We start from the raw sequence: 19269 nt of genomic DNA, 5'->3' as shown, positions 1-19269 counted from the left end.
TTAGTGTTTAACGAGCGTTGAGAAGTAGTAAACTAACGGAACTGCAAGTATCCACAAACTAATTGGAATTTCTCGCCATTGCCCTGCAACGGCTTTAATTAAAATGTAAAATAGCAGCCCACCAGCAATGCCTGTCCCGAAACTATTGGCGATTAACGTAATCATTACCATCATTAATACAGGCAATCCGTCGGTAAAGTTAGCTAAATCGACTTTCCGTAATCCGCTGAACATATTTAAGCCGATTAAAATCAGGGCTGGTGCAGTGGCTTGCGCAGGGATCATTAATGCGATTGGGGTAAATAGTAGCATCAATAAAAACATAATTGCAGCGGCCAGCGCAGTCATCCCTGTTTTGCCACCCGCTTCTGCGGCAGCGGATGATTCAATTAATGCTGTTGCTGCAGGAATTCCTACCCATGGCCCTAATGCTGCCGCAATGGAGTCCACAATAAACGGGCGGTTAATATTAGGCATATTGCCTTCTTTATCTAATAAACCTGCTTCCCCGCCGACGGCTAAGGTGGTGCCCATTGTGGAAAAGAATTCGGCGGCAAAAAAGACAAATAAGAACGGTAAAAAGGCAATATTCAAGGCGCCAATTAAGTCCACTTGGCCTAATACTGGGGCAACAGAATGTGGCACGCCAATAAAGCTTTCAGGTAGTTTTGTCACACCAAAAGGGATACCTAAAAGGGTGGCAAATAAGATGGCCCACAAAATACCGCCTGGAATTTTACGAGCTTGCAAGGCTATGGCGACAAAAAATCCTGCAAGTGCAACCAGGGCTCCAGGCGACAAAAAATCCCCTAACATCAGTGCATTTGTTTTTGGGTTAGCAAGGACTAACCCTGCATTACGAAAGCCTAATATCGCGACAAACAAGCCTATTGATGCGGTAAGCCCAAGCTTTATGGATTGCGGTACAGAGCGCGTCACGACCTCACGCAAGCCAAATTTAGTGAGCAGGAAAAATAAAATACCCGACCAACAAGCGATACCTAAACCGATTTGCCAATCAATGCCTTCACTGCCAGCAAGGGTGATCCCGACTAAGACTGAACCGCCAATTCCAGGGCCGACAATAAAAGGTAAATTCGCATAAAAAGCCATTAATAAGCTCGCGAGTACGAACACAATAATAGTGCCAGTGGTTGCAGCGCCTTTATCCATCCCGCCCGCAGCCAGTAACCCAGGGATCACCACAAGAAGGTAAGCCGCAGCCAAAAAACCTGTGATCCCCGCTAAACATTCCGTTTTGACTGAACTGCCGCGTTCACGCAAGGCAAAGCGTTTTTCAAGCCAATTCCCTGATACTGGCTTATTAATTGAATTGTCAGCCATGAGTTGGCTCTCCTTTTATTATTTTAATTACGTTATGCATGTTCATTACGGTGGATAACTGCATCAACAATTTGGCGCGTTGTGCCATCGGTGAGCCCTAAATCGGTTAAGTGCGGCCCTGCATTACACGCAAGACAAGTGCCTTCAATCGCTTTAAATACACGGTAAGGTGGCTCCCAATCCGCAATTTCACTGCTTAAATCACGGAGTTGTCGAAATTGTGCTGCAAGCTCAGGAGCTGGGAGGTCTGATAACATTCCTGCAATTGGCATCGCAACATGGGCTAAGACTTTGCCATTTTGCACTAATGCCATACCACCGCCGCTTTCAATTAGTAAGTTACATGCAATGGCCATATCTTGTGGATCACGGCCTAATGCAACAAGGTTATGGGAATCATGGGAGTAACTTGTTGCTATGGCTCCGCGGAGCTCTCCCCAACCTGCTAGTAGCGCGATTTGGGGCTTTGATTCATGGCGTGCATGGCGGTGTTGAACTCTAATAAGGCTAAAATTATCAGGAAGCTGGACAACACCCTCATTAATTTCTACATCAACTTCCCCCCATTGGGTAAAACGGGCGCCTTGAATATGGCGTAAACGCGCCGTACCGTTATTGACTCCATCAATTCTAAGTTGGCAATCATCAGCAGTAATCGGGGAAAGTCGCATCGTTTCACGAGGAGGTAAAACATCACTTGGTGAATGGATAGTGGTGAGTAGCTTACCCTTTTCGGCAATTTTTTGGCCTGCAACATACACTGAATGGGCTTTTAATGTTTGTAGTGAATCAAAAGTCACCAAGTTGGCTTTTCGACCTGCAGCAATTAAACCTAAGTCATTACGTTGTAAACGGATTGCGCCATTCAGTGTCGCAAAGCGTAGTGCATCAGTCACGGGCATTCCGTGTTCAATTAATAAGTTAAGTAGCGCAATAATACCGCCTTTTTCCAATAACATATCGGGTGGTACATCATCCGTGCACACGGTAATTTGTGAAGATAAATGGGGCAGTGATTTCAACGTGGTGACAATGTCGGGTAACAGGTAAGGGTGTGAACCGCGAATTTCGAGAGTGAGCCCTGCGCGTAATTTTTCGAGGGCATCTTCCGCTGACGTCAGCTCATGATCAGATGTGACACCTGCTGCAAGATAGGCTTGTAAATCCGCCCCTTTTAGCCCGCGGGCATGCCCTTCAATCAATTTCCCTGAGCGTAATCCCGCTTCTAAGATTTCTTCCATGCGTTCACTGCCATGAAGCACACCAAACATGTCCATGACTTCAGCGACGCCGTGGACTTCTGACCAGCTCAGCATAGTCGACATCTCTTCGCCTTCGAAATCGGCACCTGACATTTCTAGTCCAGGAGTGGAAGGCACTGAAGACGGTGCGGCGACCATGACATCCAGTGGTAAATTTCGACTAGCATCAATGGCATAACGTACACCGTCAAGGCCTAATACATTAGCAAGCTCATGGGGATCCCAAAAGACGGTTGTCGTGCCTTGTGTTAAGACAATTTCTGCGTAGCGTACAGGAGGCAAATGGGAGCTTTCTAAATGCACGTGTGTGTCAATCAGCCCTGGAGAGATAAAATAGCCAGATAAATTATGAGTCTCTTTTGCATCTGTACGTGTACCTGTTGGATGAACGCTAGCGATAAGATTACCCGTGATCCCGATATCCGCGGGGCGAATTTCCCCCGTGACCATATCAATGATATTGGCATTGGTCAGTAAAAGGTCAAAAGGAATATCCCCTTTTGCAGACTGAACGACGTGACGTCGACTTTGCTCTTTTTTGCACATAAGACACCATCCCTATAATTTATGACAGTTACTTTATGAGCAACGCAAACGTTTGCCAAGATGATAAAATTTATCAGTTCATAAGAAAAGGTTATAATGAGATGAATACTTCAGGAATATTTAATCAATTTAATAATAGGCCGCTATGACTGAACCTCGGCAACGCTTGCCCGCGCTCACGCTTAAGCAACTTCAGTATTTTGTCACGTTGGCAAAGTTACGTCATTTCACAGAAACGGCAAGCCGCTTATCTGTCAGTCAGCCTGCGTTGAGTAGCGCGATACGGCAAATCGAGTCTGTTTTAGGCGGGAAATTGATCAACCGAACGGCTTCATCCGTCTCTTTAACAGAATTAGGGATTGCTATTTTGCCTCATGCTCAACAGATATTGAGTGTTTCCCATCGCGCATTTAGTGAAATTCAAAAAATTATCGAAGAGGGGGGCGATGGCACACTACGGATTGGCCTTGTTCCTTCAGTGAGTTCATTATTGTTTCCTGCGGTGCCTGAATTATTAAGCCAACATTTTCCGAGGTTAAAAATTGAATTTTATGACCAAACCAATGATTCGCTGGTAAACCAATTGGTTAATCATGAAATAGATTTTGGGATAGGGGTCATTGATAGCTTTGTTCCACAAGACTTACGTATTTTCCCTCTACAAGATGACCCATTTGTAGCGGTAATTCATTCCGATGATGTATTGGCTAGTAATGAATTTCATTTACCTTGGAAATTACTTAATGGTCGTGATATCGCTGTTTTTTCAAAAGGAAATATCCAGCGGTTGGTGACTGCAACAATTGAAAGTCATCGATTGAAACTAAATCCACGCTATCAAGTGGATTATATTGAAACGCTGTATGGTTTGGTACGATCAAAATTAGCCATTGCGATTTTGCCTCAACTGTATACTGTCAATTTACGTGACCCTGAACTAAAAGTACTGCAACTACAACAACCTGAACTTGCTCGAACTGTAGCGTTAATTCGCAATAATGCAGCGGAGACACCAATGATAGAGTCTATTTTTCAGGTGCTTTTAAATGCATTAAAGGATAAGAGAGGGTAACGAAATTATTACACTTTTTTCTTATTGAGTGTAACGCTATTTATTATTATAAAAACATAACTCAGTACACACTCAAGATTAAAGCATTTAACGTAAAGTTATTTTTGTCTATTTATATTTAAATCGTATAGATGAATAAAAATGCATTTTAGTAGATGTTTAATATTATAAAATATAACCAATTGATTTTAAATATATTACTATAATGCTCAGTCTATTGAGAATATTTAATGAAAACACTCCTGAGATTCAGCTGCTTAACGGTTTCGTTGCTACTACTTTCAGCTTGTGACGATTTTGATACCATTGGAAGTAAAGGTAAGTTTTATTATAGCAACCCAAGTACCAGTAATATTTGGTTTAAAGTTGATGGGAAACGCTATGAAATTTTACCTAATGGAAGTGGCGTTATTATGCTCTCTAGTGGTGTCCATCATTTAGAAAATGATAAAGGCGAAATGACCGAGTTTATGATTTTTGAAAATAACTCTGGGGGTATCCTTAACCCAAATCATTTTATCTATTATACCTTATCTGAGGTTTATGCCGTAGATGGAAAGTCAGACAGCTTTAAACCTGTAAGCTACCCTATTACTATTAATGGTCATAAGTTAGATTTACCGATCCGCAGTGCTAATGCAGTAATCATTGATACTAATTTATTTAGATGTAGTTACCCAATAGGAGAAGCTTTTCCTGATTCAATTACACTTTATGATGATAACTCAGATGGTAATATTAAATCTAAATGTTTTGACCAACTTGAATTGGTTAAGTATATGGCTAATGAATATGACCAAAATTTAATGCCAGCTACGCTCGGTGACGAAGGTATTAATTCTATTAATATGGTTTTTAATTATGACATACCGAAAGTTATATTTAATGATAAAAATGTACAATTAAAAGCGCAGCAACTTGTTGCGCTTACTGAACAGTTGAAAAATACAGATGATGTTGATATTCATAAAAAATTAAATAAAGAATTTCATCAGGCAACGATTGAGTTAGTCGATAAGCATGCTGTGAGTGCCACCAATAATACAGTTGAGGAAAATATAAAATATAACGATTTTATTCAAGAAGTTAATATGCTTAGAGGAAATGGTATATGGGTAAAATCCAATAATTAAGTTTATTATAGATATTTCTCGTTGATTACCTTAATGTTGCGTGTTTAAGGTAATCTATTTTGTTTGTTTTTAATTCAGAATATGCTTATTCAGCAAGCAGAGTAATCTTATGTGAAATAATGTCATAAAACGAGACATTGGTGTGGCAATACTCATATTAATCTCACCAAGGAACTCGGCGATGAACCTATCTAAACAATCAATTTTCACCGTCATATCAACAGCATTTTTATTGCTGTTTTCTTCGGTTTCAAGCAGTAAAACTGTGATTGAGACGAAACAAGATCCTGAAGTATTAGATTTAGTTTTTATTCTCGATAAAAGCGGTTCGATGTCTGGTTTCGAGTCAGACACTATTGGTGGGTACAATAGCGTACTTGCTGAAAACAAAGATAAAAAATCAAAAACTTATATCACGACTATTTTATTTAATGACAAAACAAGTTTATTGCATAATCGTGAACCAATTGGCAAAGTGGCTAACTTAACGCTGAATGATTATCCTGTTGGTGGATATACCGCATTACTTGATGCTATTGGTGAGGGCATCGAAAAAATGCGTGAAAATAGAAAAATCACCAAAAACAATAATGTTCTTTTTGTCATTATTACAGACGGACAAGAGAATAGTAGCCGCAAATATTCATCTTCTAAAATTAAAGCCATGATTAAGTCGGCAGAAACAGAAGATAAATGGGACTTTATTTTCTTAGGTGCCAATATTGATGCGATTTCGGAAGCTGAAAATATTGGTATTAAAAGTTCGAATGCAACGGGATATGTACAAGACGGTGAAGGGTACGATAAAGCGTATCGCGCTGTAAATAAAGCCGTCGAAGCGAAGCAACAAGCTGCACCAATATCAGAGGATTGGAAACAGGAAGTTGAAGCTGATGTGAAGGAACGCAAAAAATAATAAGGTAACCAAGCCTAGAGGGAGTTTATCAAGGATGGGGAATCAGGGATGAGTAGCCGCAGGAGATAGGCTAATATAAGATTGGATCCATAAATGAATGTGAAGTTGTAGACTAAAATGCCCTTAAGAATAGTTTATATCCTAAGGGCATTTATCAATTAGTTTACTTGTTTTAGTGCGTTAAACATTGTTTTTGCAAGGCTATCTTGTGGTGATTGCATGCCTGGTAAAACAAAATAATATCCCCCGCCAAATGGTTTAATATAGCGCTCAAGCGGTTCACCATTTAACCGTTTTTGAGTATCAATAAAGCCTGCTTTTAAATTGCTTTGGTAAGAAATAAAAATTAACCCCATATCCAGAGCGCCAGCGTCTGTTAATCCTAATGAATAACTGTAACTTCGGCGTCTTAACTTGGCGGTATGGCGTTCAGGATTACGCGGCTCAGCACGACGCATGTGGGAATCAAATAACACACGATCGCCATGAGGGTCTTTATCAAAAGCAGGATCGTCATGTTCCTGCTTCATGCCCATTGGTGCCCCAGTAGCTTTATGGCGACCAAAGTCATTTTCTTGGTCTTCTAAAGGCGTTCTATCCCAAAATTCAAGGTTAAAACGTATCAAGCGCACAGCCTGATAAGTCCCACCATCACACCATGCGGGCTCTTTACCGCCAGAGATCCAAATTAATTCATTCATCAGCGCGGCATCATCGGTTGAAGCATTTCCTGTACCATCTTTGAAACCAAATAGGTTAATAGGTGTACTGTGGTTATCGATGTCACGGGAAGGCAAGAAACCATCAATTTTCCACAGTGGAAAACTGTAAGGTGAAATATGACGCAAGATGTCTCTTAAGGCATAGATGACGCTTTCTTGGCTGTTCGCACAAATTTGCAGCATGATATCACCACCGCACCATTTTGCTTCTAACCGATCATTTGGGAAGCTGGCCATTTCCACGAGCTGTTTTGGTTTTATTTTGTCTAATCCAAAGCGTGAATCAAACAGGCTATTTCCAAGTGCTACGGTGACGGTGAGCGAATCAGGTTGTAGGTGGGTACCAAGAATACCTGATTCAGCAGGTGGCATTTTATCATTTGTGGTTGATGGTGCCTGCTGAGGTTGTGTTAGGTAGGCTATCCTCTGCGATAAAAGCGAAAAAACAGTTTGTAGTTCATCAAACTTGGTCGTGGTGATATTGAAAGCAATAAAAGAGGCATTTTTTTGCTCGGGTGTCAATACCCCAGCTTGGTGCTGACCGAGATAATTTATTGTTTTATCGTAATTTAACTGGCAGTTAGCGATTTGCTCTTTCGCTTTTAACGCAGGGGCTGCAAAAATGGCACTACCAATCGCGAGGGCTTTTAATGCAGAACGGCGAGATAGCCCATTGGCAGGGGGTTGGCTTCTAAGTTTAGCTTGCATAAATTTATGCCTTAATATTTATAGTAAACATCAACATCGAGCTGCGCTCTTAATGTCGCTAAGATTTCAGCTTGTTGAGTTAATAAGGAGTAGAGTGCCATTTTGTCTTTTTGTTGTAATTGGCTGTGAGGTTGATACAGACCATTTGAAACTTGATAGGCCTGCACAATCTTATTCATTTTTTGGTCATTTTCTTTTATTTGATCTAAGGTTTTAGGCTCAATAAAAGGGCTAAGAATTTCAATGATTTCTTGAGAACCTTTGAGGTTTGCTGCAATATCGGTTAAATCTGACAAACTGTAGATATTTTCTTTACCGTCTAACTTTGTTTCAATAATCATTTCCATAAAGTCAGCAGAGGCCTGAACTAGCTTAGGAATTTCAATCGTTTCTGTCATGAGTCGCTTTTGTAAGTCATGCCCTTTTAATAATAGTTCTTCGGCAGGAGCAAGCGCTTGTTGGGCAGGTTTTTGGTCAAATAATTGGTATTCAACGAGATGAAAACCAGTGAAGCGATAATCTTTTTCTTTATCGAGAAAATAATCAGCACGAGGGTTAATGGTTCTATCTGTATTACCAAATAGCACAATGATTGGACGCACTGTTTCATAATGCTGGTGGGCCGCAATATAGGCGGCTTGGGCTTTGGCTAAATCCCCTTTTTTTAGCGACTGTTGTAGTAGGTTTAATTCTTCAACCATTTCTGCCAACTCAGCGTTGGCAAAATTAAGATAAGTTTGGATACTCGTTTGGTATTTTTCGGGGGTTGGGATATCCCCTTTGGCAACAATAATCTCATCCCCTGTTTGCACAGGGGAGCGTAGCGCCTTACCTTGAACCGTTGTTGAAATGGTTATGGTGAGTATTAAACTAAAAAAAATCCATCTCGTCTTATGCCTTAGCGAGCTGTACATGTTTTTTGCTCCGTGCAAATAATGGAATTACAATGAGCCAATAAAGGACAAAAGTGATTACGCTTAACCAAATAGGCTGAGAACGATATGCGAAGAAAGATGAAATAAAGTTCCCTGCAATGCCTGAATCATCGAGTAATCCAGTGGTATCCCATGCAGGATAGATTAAAAACTCAGGGATTGAATAATCATATTCAATGAACAAATTCGCGCTTTCTTCGACACCTTTAAGTAGCAAGGATAGGGCTAAAAATAACAGGATAACGCCAGTTACTCGGAAGAAAATTGCCCATGAAATAAGGCGGTTGGTGAGAAGGAATAGATATAACGTTAAGCCTGCAATGGCAATTCCTCCTCCCACTTCGGCAAAAAATGCAGATGCATTTGCTGATGTAAGCGACATGATAAAGCTGGAGAGAAACACCACAATTTCGCTGCCTTCACGTGCGATAGCAATGGCAATAATCAATGCGGCTCCCCACCAATTATGGTGTGCAGCATTACGGTTAATACCCGATTCTATTTCTGATTTCATCGAGCTGCCGTGTTTATTCATCCAGTACACCATTTGGACGATTAATATACAGGCAAGTAATTCCATGAAGATCATGAATAAGGATTGGCCAGTATCATCAAGAACATTAAACACGCCATAAATAAGCAAGGCGAGCAAGACTGAGATGATGACACCAAGAGCGACACCACCCCACAGGAATTTCATACCATTACGGGCATCTGGGTGGCGTTTTATCCACGCATAGATAATGCCAATAACGAGTAGGGCTTCAAAGCTTTCTCGCCAAACAACAAACAGAACTTGTCCCATATTTAACCCCTCTATTTAGCTACAATTTCGCCTTTAGGGCTAGAAAGATGGAAATCATCAAAGAAGGTATATGTACCTGGTTTGAGAGGCGCAATAACAACGACGGAGCTGGCTCCTGGCGCTAACACTTTTTCTTTACGTAGTTGAATGCTTTCAAATTCAGCGGGTTCAGTTCCTGTGTTGGTTATTTTAATACGGATGATTGTTTTTGCAGGAACTTCCAGTACGCGTGGAATTAAATCGCCATTTTTCATTTCTAATTCCACGGTGTATTTTTCTGCCGCAAAAACAGATTGAGGCAAAAAAGAGCAGGCAATAACCAGTAAAAAGCTCAGTAATATTTTCATTTTGGCTTAGGGAGTCCATTTATTAGCGCAAACAGAAAAAGGGCTTGCAGACAATGAGAGTTCCTACAAGACCCTTTGCTCACTTTAGATAAAACTAGTAGCTTCCTTTGCGGCCTACACCTGCGTAGTCAAAGTCCCAGGAGACTTCAAAGGGTTGGAACCAAGGAGCAACACCCGTTTCTTTATCAATGTGGCGACCAAAGGCAACATCTTTATTATGTGAAGGTGGGTAAATTTTATAGGTCACACGATATTTCCCATTGCCATCTAACTTGATGTTTTCCCCATAGTGAGGGCCATCACTGGCAACCATAGGCATAAAAGTGCCTGTTTGAGTTTGCGGTTTATCACCCAGTTTCGTCACGGAGTATTCGATAGTTAGGTAAGGGATCCAATCGCCTTCTGCGAAGCCATTCGGATTATCTTCTACTGCATGGATGTCAGCTTCTAAGTGGATATCGGCTTTATCTGCCGCTAAGTGGGCCATTTTATGATGCCCTTCTTCAGTATCCATTGTAATGGGTTGTAAATAGACACCTTGAATTTCCATTCCGTTTTTAATCACTGGGTGGCCAAGCGGATACTCTTGAGCAAATGCAGAAATTGAAAACAACGCGAGACCCGAAACAGCAGCTTTGTAGGCGAGTTTCATTATTACGTCCTTACCATTATTTAAGTTAGAGTCGTAATGATAATCATTACTATTGTAAGATTACAAGTGAGTATTTTCGATGAGTGGCCATTTAAATGTACGAAATGGTTGTTTTTTGATAAAAATCTAGGTGTTAGATAAAGTTATTATTCTTTGAAAAATAACTTTATACAGAATGTGCACTGTAAAACAGTTTATTATTTATTACATGATATATTCCATTAAAGGAAATTATTTTACTGAGAAATCTGTTGATAAATAAAGGTGTTGCAAATGCAAAAACGTTATCTTGATTGTTCAGCTTCAGAGATTGCAAATTTAAGTAAAAAGAGTCTGTTAGAAGCAATAAAAGCCAGTGAAGGGCGGTTACTCGTCTCTGAAACTATCGGGACGATTCAGCCTGTTTTAATGACGGTAACGAATGCAGAACTTGCAGCAAGCCAAGGCGCTGATATTTTGTTGTTAAACGTTTTCGATGTTAATCAACCTATTATGCAAGGTTTACCCCAAGGTATTGCACCAGAGGAAATTATCCGCACATTGAAACATTTAACAGGGCGTGCGATAGGTGTTAATTTAGAGCCGGTCCCTGCTGGGTTTAATAACCCAACTCAAGATGCTCAGTGGAAAATGTCTGAAGGGCGTTTAGCAACCGTTAAAAATGCGATGAAATTAAAAGAAATGGGGGTCGATATTATTGTTCTGACGGGGAATCCTGGCAATGGTGTCACCAACCAAGAAATTAATCAAAGCTTGAAAGAATTGAAGGCGGTTGTTGGCAATGATGTCATTTTGATTACAGGAAAAATGCATGCCGCAGGTGTGTTAAATGCATCGGCAGAGCAACTTATCACTGAGGATGATATTCGGGCATTTATTGCCAGTGGCGCAGATATTATTTTATTGCCAGCGCCAGGAACGGTTCCAGGTATTTCATTAGAATTTGTGCAAAAAATGGTGAGTTACTGCCATTCCCAAGGTGTGATGACAATGACGGCAATTGGTACTTCACAGGAAGGTGCGGATATACAGACGATCCGTCAAATTGCCCTGATGTGCAAAATGGCAGGGACTGATTTGCACCACATTGGTGACTCAGGGTACAACGGAATTGCCTTACCTGAAAATATTTTAAATTATGGCATTGTTATCCGTGGTGTTCGCCATACTTACGCTCGAATTGCGCGGTCAATTAACCGCTAAATCTCTTTTATTTCCGAGCGAATGACAATCTATTTTTCGTTCGGAAAATCATTTTTTTGGCAGAAAATTATACAATTTCCACTATTCTTCAGGTAAAATTTCGCCCATTTTTTAAAACAATAAAAGAAGTGAGTTATGTCGCAAAATACTAATCCGGTGCCAAAAATTGGCTTCGTTTCACTCGGCTGCCCAAAAAACTTGGTGGACTCAGAACGTATTTTAACTGAATTGCGTACTGATGGTTATCAAGTTGTCCCAAGCTATGATGATGCTGATTTGGTCATTGTAAACACCTGTGGTTTTATCGATAGCGCGGTACAAGAATCGTTAGAAGCGATTGGCGAAGCGTTAAATGAAAACGGTAAAGTCATTGTGACAGGATGCCTTGGTGCAAAAGAAAACCAAATTCGTGAAGTTCATCCAAAAGTTTTGGAGATAACGGGGCCGCATAGTTATGAGCAAGTATTAAACCATGTTCATCATTATGTCCCGAAACCAGAACATGATCCTTTCTTGAGTTTAGTGCCTGAACAAGGCGTTAAGTTAACGCCGAAGCATTATGCTTATTTAAAAATATCAGAGGGTTGTAATCACCGTTGCACCTTCTGTATTATTCCTTCGATGCGTGGTGATTTAGATAGCCGCCCAATTGGTGATGTATTAAATGAAGCGAAACGTTTAGTCGCTTCTGGTGTGAAGGAACTCTTGGTTATTTCACAAGATACCTCTGCCTATGGTGTGGATGTTAAGCATCGCACAGGTTTTTGGGATGGTCAGCCAGTTAAAACAAGCATGATTGGGTTATGTGAACAACTCGCTTCTATGGGTGTTTGGGTTCGTTTGCATTATGTTTACCCTTATCCGCATGTGGATGACGTTATTCCACTTATGGCAGAAGGTAAGGTTTTACCTTATTTGGATATTCCTTTGCAGCATGCAAGCCCTAAAATATTAAAATTAATGAAACGCCCAGGTGCGGTGGAAAGGACGTTAGAGCGTATTAAGCGCTGGCGTGAAATTTGCCCTGAATTAACATTACGTTCAACCTTTATTGTGGGCTTTCCAGGCGAAACAGAAGAAGACTTCCAAATGTTGTTGGATTTCTTAACTGAAGCTAAATTAGACCGCGTTGGTTGCTTTAAATATAGCCCAGTGGAAGGCGCGAAAGCTAACGAACTTGCCGATCAAGTTCCTGAAGACGTCAAAGAAGAACGTTATCATCGCTTTATGCAATTACAGCAACAAATTTCAACGCAGAGGCTGCAAGATAAAATTGGTCGTGAAATTTGGGTGATTATTGATGAGGTTGATAATGAGGGGGCTGTTGGCCGTAGCATGGCAGATGCACCTGAAATTGATGGGATGGTGTATTTAAACGGTGAGTTTGATGTAAAAGTCGGGGATATCGTTAAAGTGCTTGTTGAGCACGCTGATGAGTATGACCTATGGGGCGCAATCGTTACTAAATAATAGACAAAGATTGTTTGTATCTTTTCGAGCCTACTTATTGTTTAATAAGTAGGCTTTTTTGGTTTCATTTTGAAATCATTCCTTATCTTTTGTTCAAAATTGACGTAGATCAAGCGCCGAAAATCTATTAAAGAATAACTTGATCTAGAATATAAAAATTAAATGGCAAGTTGACATAATCAGATAACTCTTATCGAAGAATAAGGATAACTATGTCGGCTCATTCATTATTTACAAATACACCAATAGAAGAAAATACAGCTTATTTAGATGATAAGGAGCTTCTAATCTCGTTAATACGAGATACTGTTTTATCAGGGTTGTCTTCACTTCATGAACTTAACGCCGATGTTTCTTTGCTGAATATTCAAGGTGAAACATTGTGGTTAAGCCAAAAGCCACAAGACTATTTTGCAATAGCTGATTTACTATCAGGTGAAATGAGCAAGAACGCTCAGGAGCGTCTTTTTGCTAATCCTATTGAATTACATGGGAAATTTTATTATTTAGCGCCGATATATTCGCAATTTGGCGAGTTGTGGTTGATTGTGGCTTTATCAACAGCTCAAATGAATAGCAATATTCTTCTTGCTCTTTTGCAATCATTGGCAAGAGAATCTACTGCAAAGCTGAAATGCCAATCTTATATACAACCATCCTCAACGAAACCATTTCAGGCTCCAAGCATTGCAGATTTGAATATTCAGTCGGTTGAAAAAGCTCTCATTATTGAAGTGGCAAAAAACTGTCGAGGTAAAGTTCAGCAAATGCATCAGATTTTGAACATGGGAAGAACGACGCTGTGGCGAAAACTGAAGCAATATGACATTAATATTAAAGAATATAAGTAGTCACGCTCGGTGTTTTTTCATGTGGTTATGTAAAAAAAATGCTTCGGCGTATTTTGGATGGAGATGTATCATCTAAAATAGCTGAAGCGTAAAAGGCTGACCAACACTTACTGCAAATAGCCTCTGAAGTTGGCTGTATTGAGATAAAGAGCAATGAAAAAGAGACTGCATTATCTTTCAATATTACTTGTCAGTATGTTAATAGCAGCCTTATTTTTTTAGTTTAAGAAAATAGATGTCAAAATAATGCATGAGAGGTGAAATTTAGATTTTTATCAATGAGGGCTTAATGGAAATGTGCAATATAAACAATATTACTCCATCTAAAATAGTAAATAATCTATGTAATTATTACATCTGTAATCATTAATTAACTTAAGTGCATTTTGTGTAATAGTCGTGTAATCAAATTGCCCTTATTCATGAGAGTAAGGATAAATTGTGAAATTAATAGCATATTAATCTATGTTTATCAAAATTCTTATGTGTTAATATTTTGTGAGAAATAATATCTGACGGCTTAAAATAAAACCATCAGATATAATGACTACTAGATTGTAAAAGCATATAGTATATATTACCTATATTTTGAATAGGTATTAATATATTCGTATTCTTGAATAAGTTGAGGGAGTGATTTTATACCTAATTTTGTATAGATGTTCGAACGATGTACTTCAACAGTTCTCGGAGATAATGAAAGTTTTTCAGCAGTTTCTTTACTGGTATTACCTTCTAAGATCATATCCATTATTTCTCTTTCCCTGACGGATAAACGCTCAAATTTGTCAGATAGATAGGTATATTTCTTGTGCTTTTCATATGAACTTAAAAATTGCTCTGTGGCACTATTGATTGCATTGAGAATCTCAATGTCTTTGAATGGAAAAGGGAAGAAGTCATAAGCGCCAGACTTAAAGCTTTCTTTACAGAGGCTAACCGAAGGTTCTTCAGCAAGGACAATAAAAGGAACAATACCAAAAGAGTTATTTATATTGGTTAATCGGCTAATACGATTTTCGTTATTTTTTAAAAATAACAAAATACATTCCCTTACATTGCTTTCTAAAGGGTAAGTATAATTACTAATAAATGTATCTTCGTTATTATAAAAATTAAAGACAAAACCAAATGATTCCATCATTAATTTCAGTTTATTCTTAAAGACATTATCACTATCTATGATTACGTGAATGGTGTTATTCATCACCATACTCCTGTTGAACTGATTTGATATTCATATTAATTTGATAAAATAAGTAGATAAATATCGTTAAAAATAAATTTAGCGATAATGTTTTCTACAGAACGTTGTTTTTTTTATTAATGTATTACTGACCTTAATTTATATTAAAATTATCATCTAGTTAAATTTAATATAAAATAGAAACAATGGTTAAATTTTGTGTCAATGCGTAAGAATCGATTAATCTTATGTAACATTTTAGGTGCTTTTACTTGTTTGGCGAGTTTTTTAGGCTCAAAAATCAGATTGAAATTTTTATGACTGGCTCAATAATATCTTAAATAGTAAGTCATAAAAAGCCTAAGGAGTATATTTTATGCGATTTTATTAAGTAAGGGGGGCGATATGTAGTTTTGGAAGTTAAGGTGCTTTTTGCTTCTGACATGGTAGAATTTATTACAAACCTTTTTAACTGAGTGAATATACTTAATGGCTTCTTTAAAAGATGTTGCTCGACTTGCAAATGTATCTTTAATGACAGTTTCTAGGGCAATTAATAGCCCTGAATTGTTAAAACCAGATACATTAAAACAAGTTCAGCTAGCAATTAATGCACTCAACTACATTCCTGATTTTTCAGCGCGAAAAATTAGAGGAAAAAGTTCTAAGGTTTCAACGGTAGGGGTACTAGCTTTAGATACAGCAACGACGCCTTTTTCTGTTGAAATTATTTTGTCAATAGAGCAAACAGCTAGGCAATATGGTTGGAACAGTTTTGTTGTGAATATTACATCAAAGGAAGATAACGACAGGGCGGTTCGACAGCTATTGTCTCAACGTCCTGATGGTATTATTTTTACGACAATGGGGTTAAGGGAAGTCACAATTCCTGAAGCTTTGCATCAAAGCCCGTTGGTTTTAGCGAACTGCGTTGATAAAAATAAATTGTTCCCTGCTTATATTCCTGATGACTTTAATGGTCAATACAGAGCGGTGGAGCGATTAATAGAGAAAGGTTACCGAAAGCCATTATGTTTATATATTCCATATGAGACGTTAGCAGGGAAAATACGCCGTGAAGCAGTGGAAACAGCATGGCGAAATGCTAATTTACCGCACGAAGACTTGATGCAATATCATCTTGAGCTTGGCGATGAGCATTATATTGATATTATTTCTCTAATTGATTCTCATTTTCAAAATAATAAGCCTGATTTTGATGTTATTATTTGTGGAAATGACCGTGTTGCTTTTTTAGCATATCAAATTTTATTAAGTCGGGGTTTACATATCCCAAATGATATTGCCATTCTTGGTTACGATAACATGATTGGGGTGGGGCATTTATTTTATCCCCCATTGAGCACAGTTGTATTGCCGCACTATCAGTTGGGGCAACAAGCTGCGCTTCACATAATAGAAGGGCGTCAGCAACAAGATATTCAATATGTGGCATGTGACCTTCTTGAGCGCAGCTCATTTTAACGGTATTCAAACTATTCCAACGAACATAACGACTTATTCAATCGCGTTGTTTATCGGCCAATAAGTAGCTTCTTTCAAGTGTGCTGACTGGTTTATCGTAAATAGTTGTAGTTTTCTCTGCTGTAGCTCTGGATAGATGCGGCAACTAAAATTTATTGCACCCTCATTGATGAAAATCTCGAGGCAAGATTGGTCAACGAAGGCATGAATTTTGAGTTGTTTGACTTGTGGTAAAGGTGCGCAACGACTATCACTGATAATATATTCAGGATAGTGTCGCATTAATGTTAACTGCTGGCTTTGGTTATCAACATAAAATTGCAGCCCATTTCCAATCCAGAAACCAAATTTTTCTGCTGAAGCACTTTGTGTTAAGTCCCAAATTAATTCAATTTCACAGCTACTCGCATCTTCACTTAGCAAAAGTGTGGTGTTTTTTTGCAAGCACATTTCTGGAAAATGGACCGCTGACCGCCGCAATTTTTTTAATTCACGAATGGGCTTTGCGATAATTTTACCTTGTTTTGATAAGGTAAGCTCCCTTGGTAATGTGAAACAACCTGACCATCCATGTTTATTTGAAGGCATATGACTTTCCCACATATCCATCCATGCGATCGCAATACGGCGTCCATCTTTTGCTAAAAAAGTTTGGGGTGCATAAAAATCTTGTCCAAAATCTAATTCAGTAAAGGGTTGGGTAATCTTATAAGGTGAATTGGGAGACCAACGCCCAATAAGGTAACCATTTTGATAGAGGTTTCTGTATTGGAAATTTATTGCTTTTTTTCCTTGAGGAGAAAATAAAGCAATAAATTGGTCATCGAGTGGAAAGAAGTCAGGGCATTCCCACATGTAGACATTTTTGTCATCTGTTTTAGCGAGTATCTGAAAATTAGGATCCCAGTGAAGTAAATCCATTGAGCTAAATAACAGAATTTTCCCTTGGTCAAATGTATCCCTTGCACCAACAACCATCCACCATTTGCCCTCTTGTTGCCACACTTTTGGATCGCGAAAGTGCATGTATCCCTCAGGGGCGGGAAGAACAATACCTTTTTTCACAAAATGAATGCCATCATTACTTACTGCTAAGCATTGAGATTGCTGAATTTGGCTGTCATCGCCTTCTTCGGCTAGCCAAATATGGCCCGTGTAAAATAAATACAGTTTACCTTCGTGACTGACGGCTGAGCCAGAAAAACAGCCATCACGGTCATAGTCCTCACTCGGAGCAAGCGCTATCGGTTGGTGTTGCCAATGTACCATATCAGTGCTTGTTGCATGACCCCAGTGCATTGGCCCCCACACGGAACTGTAAGGATGATGTTGGTAAAAAGCATGGTATAGGTTTTGATGATAAATTAATCCATTAGGGTCATTCATCCAACCTGATTGTGGTGCTAAATGATAGTGCGGATAAAACAGGGTATTTAGCTGTTTTGCATTTTTTTTAATGGCTTGATTTGCTCGTTCAATCTGTTTTTCCATAATGGATCCCTAACCTTTTTTGCTATAACAAATCTGAAATGGATAAAATGGGGTGAGATAATACGTGTGTTTTCTAATCGATCACTTTATACTTTATGTTAACGTTAACAACTTAGATTTACTAGCTTAAATTTTCCTGGTCGGAAACTAAAAAGGTGAAAATATGAAAATATGGTCATTGGGCGATGCTGTTATTGATTTAATTCCATTAGAAAATATGCGGTATCAAGCTTGTGCAGGGGGGGCCCCTGTCAATGTTGCGGCTGGCGTTGCTAAGCTTGGCCATCCAAGCGGATTTATTGGTAGAGTCGGAGAAGATACATTTGGTCATTTTATGCAAAAAACCTTATTTGACTTAGGTGTTGATACACAGGCCATGGAATTTGATGAAGAATATCGAACAAGTACAGTATTAGTTTCATTACATGAAAATGGCGAACGTGAGTTTACTTTTTTAGTTTCGCCTTCAGCAGATCAATTTTTAAGTTCAAAAAACTTACCTCAGTTTGGTCAGGATATATTGCATTTTTGCTCACTCGCGCTTGTTCACCCAATATGCCGTACATCATTAACGGAAGGGTTAATTCAAATTAAGCAAGCTGGGGGCCGATTAAGTTTTGATGTAAATATTCGTCCACAAATGTGGGAAGATCACGAAGAAATGCATCAAGTTGTGGACACCTTTGCAAAACAGGCTGACATTTTAAAGCTTTCTGATGATGAATTACTTTGGTTAACGGGTGAGAGCCTATTTGATAAGGCGGTTGAAAAATTGCGTGATTATCCTGCGGAGCTTAAGGTCGTGACGCAAGGTTCGCAAGGGTGCAGGGTATTTACGACAGAGTATCATTTTTCAGTAAGTGCTTATTTAGTCGATAGTATTGATACCACGGGCGCTGGAGATGCTTTTATGGCTGGATTGTTAGCGGCAATTAATCAATATGGCATGGCTAATACAAAAGATAATTTGATGAAGATTATTTCTCAGGCAACAGCTTGTGGGGCTTTAGCCACAACTAAAAAAGGGGCAATTTCCGCAGCGCCAACGTCTCAAGAGCTTGTTGAATTTATGCAGCAGCAGCCGCCATTGCACCAAAAACAGATTTTTTAATGTGAAGAGTTAACGTGCAAATAAAATTTG

General features: G+C 39.1%; 17 protein-coding genes. 8 read left to right on the top strand and 9 right to left on the bottom strand.

Annotated elements, in window-relative coordinates:
* Window positions 1-1344: an NCS2 family permease gene (locus PSF27_RS14995; protein ID WP_206086836.1), complete on the bottom strand. Its 1344-nt coding sequence runs from the start codon at window positions 1342-1344 to the stop codon at window positions 1-3.
* A 32-nt stretch (window positions 1345-1376) separates the two neighbouring features.
* A complete protein-coding gene (locus PSF27_RS14990) occupies window positions 1377-3152 on the bottom strand; it encodes an adenine deaminase (protein ID WP_272681784.1) in 1776 nt (591 codons plus the stop codon).
* Window positions 3153-3297: 145 nt separating this feature from the next.
* Between PSF27_RS14990 and PSF27_RS14985 the strand changes: the two genes are divergently transcribed.
* The 3 genes from PSF27_RS14985 to PSF27_RS14975 all read left to right on the top strand — a co-directional run bounded on the left by PSF27_RS14985 (window position 3298) and on the right by PSF27_RS14975 (window position 6273).
* The gene (locus tag PSF27_RS14985) at window positions 3298-4224 is read left to right on the top strand and encodes a LysR family transcriptional regulator (RefSeq protein WP_272681783.1); all 927 of its coding nucleotides are present in this window, start codon (window positions 3298-3300) and stop codon (window positions 4222-4224) included.
* A gap of 230 nt (window positions 4225-4454) precedes the next feature.
* The gene (locus tag PSF27_RS14980; RefSeq protein WP_272681782.1) at window positions 4455-5357 is read left to right on the top strand and encodes a hypothetical protein; all 903 of its coding nucleotides are present in this window, start codon (window positions 4455-4457) and stop codon (window positions 5355-5357) included.
* A gap of 181 nt (window positions 5358-5538) precedes the next feature.
* The gene (locus PSF27_RS14975; RefSeq protein WP_225819555.1) at window positions 5539-6273 is read left to right on the top strand and encodes a vWA domain-containing protein; all 735 of its coding nucleotides are present in this window, start codon (window positions 5539-5541) and stop codon (window positions 6271-6273) included.
* Between the two features lie 158 nt (window positions 6274-6431).
* Here the strand turns inward: PSF27_RS14975 and efeB are convergent, their stop codons facing one another.
* From efeB to PSF27_RS14950, 5 genes are all read right to left on the bottom strand, one after another.
* Window positions 6432-7703 (bottom strand): iron uptake transporter deferrochelatase/peroxidase subunit, encoded by a 1272-nt coding sequence (efeB, locus tag PSF27_RS14970; RefSeq protein WP_272681781.1) that lies wholly within the window; start codon window positions 7701-7703, stop codon window positions 6432-6434.
* Window positions 7704-7714: 11 nt separating this feature from the next.
* Window positions 7715-8617 (bottom strand): EfeM/EfeO family lipoprotein, encoded by a 903-nt coding sequence (locus tag PSF27_RS14965; protein WP_272681780.1) that lies wholly within the window; start codon window positions 8615-8617, stop codon window positions 7715-7717.
* A complete protein-coding gene (locus tag PSF27_RS14960; protein ID WP_206083001.1) occupies window positions 8595-9443 on the bottom strand; it encodes an FTR1 family iron permease in 849 nt (282 codons plus the stop codon). Before PSF27_RS14960 ends, PSF27_RS14965 begins: the two co-directional genes overlap by 23 nt.
* Before the next feature lie 11 nt (window positions 9444-9454).
* On the bottom strand, window positions 9455-9790 hold the full coding sequence (locus PSF27_RS14955; RefSeq protein WP_206083000.1) for a cupredoxin domain-containing protein: 336 nt from the start codon (window positions 9788-9790) through the stop codon (window positions 9455-9457).
* A 94-nt stretch (window positions 9791-9884) separates the two neighbouring features.
* Window positions 9885-10442, bottom strand: coding sequence for an iron transporter (locus PSF27_RS14950; protein WP_206082999.1), 558 nt, complete (start codon window positions 10440-10442; stop codon window positions 9885-9887).
* Window positions 10443-10715: 273 nt separating this feature from the next.
* Here PSF27_RS14950 and PSF27_RS14945 point away from each other — a divergent pair, with 273 nt between their 5' ends.
* From PSF27_RS14945 to PSF27_RS14935, 3 genes are all read left to right on the top strand, one after another.
* The gene (locus tag PSF27_RS14945) at window positions 10716-11645 is read left to right on the top strand and encodes a DUF7916 family protein (RefSeq protein WP_206082998.1); all 930 of its coding nucleotides are present in this window, start codon (window positions 10716-10718) and stop codon (window positions 11643-11645) included.
* 135 nt (window positions 11646-11780) lie between these two features.
* A complete protein-coding gene (gene rimO / locus PSF27_RS14940) occupies window positions 11781-13115 on the top strand; it encodes a 30S ribosomal protein S12 methylthiotransferase RimO (RefSeq protein WP_272681779.1) in 1335 nt (444 codons plus the stop codon).
* A gap of 212 nt (window positions 13116-13327) precedes the next feature.
* The gene (locus PSF27_RS14935) at window positions 13328-13966 is read left to right on the top strand and encodes a helix-turn-helix domain-containing protein (protein WP_272681778.1); all 639 of its coding nucleotides are present in this window, start codon (window positions 13328-13330) and stop codon (window positions 13964-13966) included.
* 577 nt (window positions 13967-14543) lie between these two features.
* Here the strand turns inward: PSF27_RS14935 and PSF27_RS14930 are convergent.
* Window positions 14544-15173, bottom strand: coding sequence for a response regulator transcription factor (locus PSF27_RS14930; protein ID WP_272681777.1), 630 nt, complete (start codon window positions 15171-15173; stop codon window positions 14544-14546).
* A 468-nt stretch (window positions 15174-15641) separates the two neighbouring features.
* Here PSF27_RS14930 and PSF27_RS14925 point away from each other — a divergent pair, with 468 nt between their 5' ends.
* Window positions 15642-16637 (top strand): LacI family DNA-binding transcriptional regulator, encoded by a 996-nt coding sequence (locus tag PSF27_RS14925; RefSeq protein WP_272681776.1) that lies wholly within the window; start codon window positions 15642-15644, stop codon window positions 16635-16637.
* 33 nt (window positions 16638-16670) lie between these two features.
* Here PSF27_RS14925 and PSF27_RS14920 read toward each other — a convergent pair whose 3' ends face one another.
* Complete coding sequence (locus tag PSF27_RS14920; RefSeq protein WP_206082993.1) at window positions 16671-18128, bottom strand: glycoside hydrolase family 32 protein; 1458 nt, start codon at window positions 18126-18128, stop codon at window positions 16671-16673.
* A 163-nt stretch (window positions 18129-18291) separates the two neighbouring features.
* Here PSF27_RS14920 and PSF27_RS14915 point away from each other — a divergent pair, with 163 nt between their 5' ends.
* Window positions 18292-19239, top strand: a complete 948-nt coding sequence (locus PSF27_RS14915; RefSeq protein WP_272574253.1) for an aminoimidazole riboside kinase — start codon at window positions 18292-18294, stop codon at window positions 19237-19239.
* The last annotated feature ends 30 nt before the right edge of the window (window positions 19240-19269 follow it).

It is taken from the genome of Providencia sp. PROV129, assembly GCF_028482245.1.
Classification (GTDB): Bacteria; Pseudomonadota; Gammaproteobacteria; order Enterobacterales; family Enterobacteriaceae; genus Providencia; species Providencia vermicola.
Note: the sequence above shows the minus strand (reverse complement) of the source record. Positions and strands in the feature narration are given on the sequence as shown.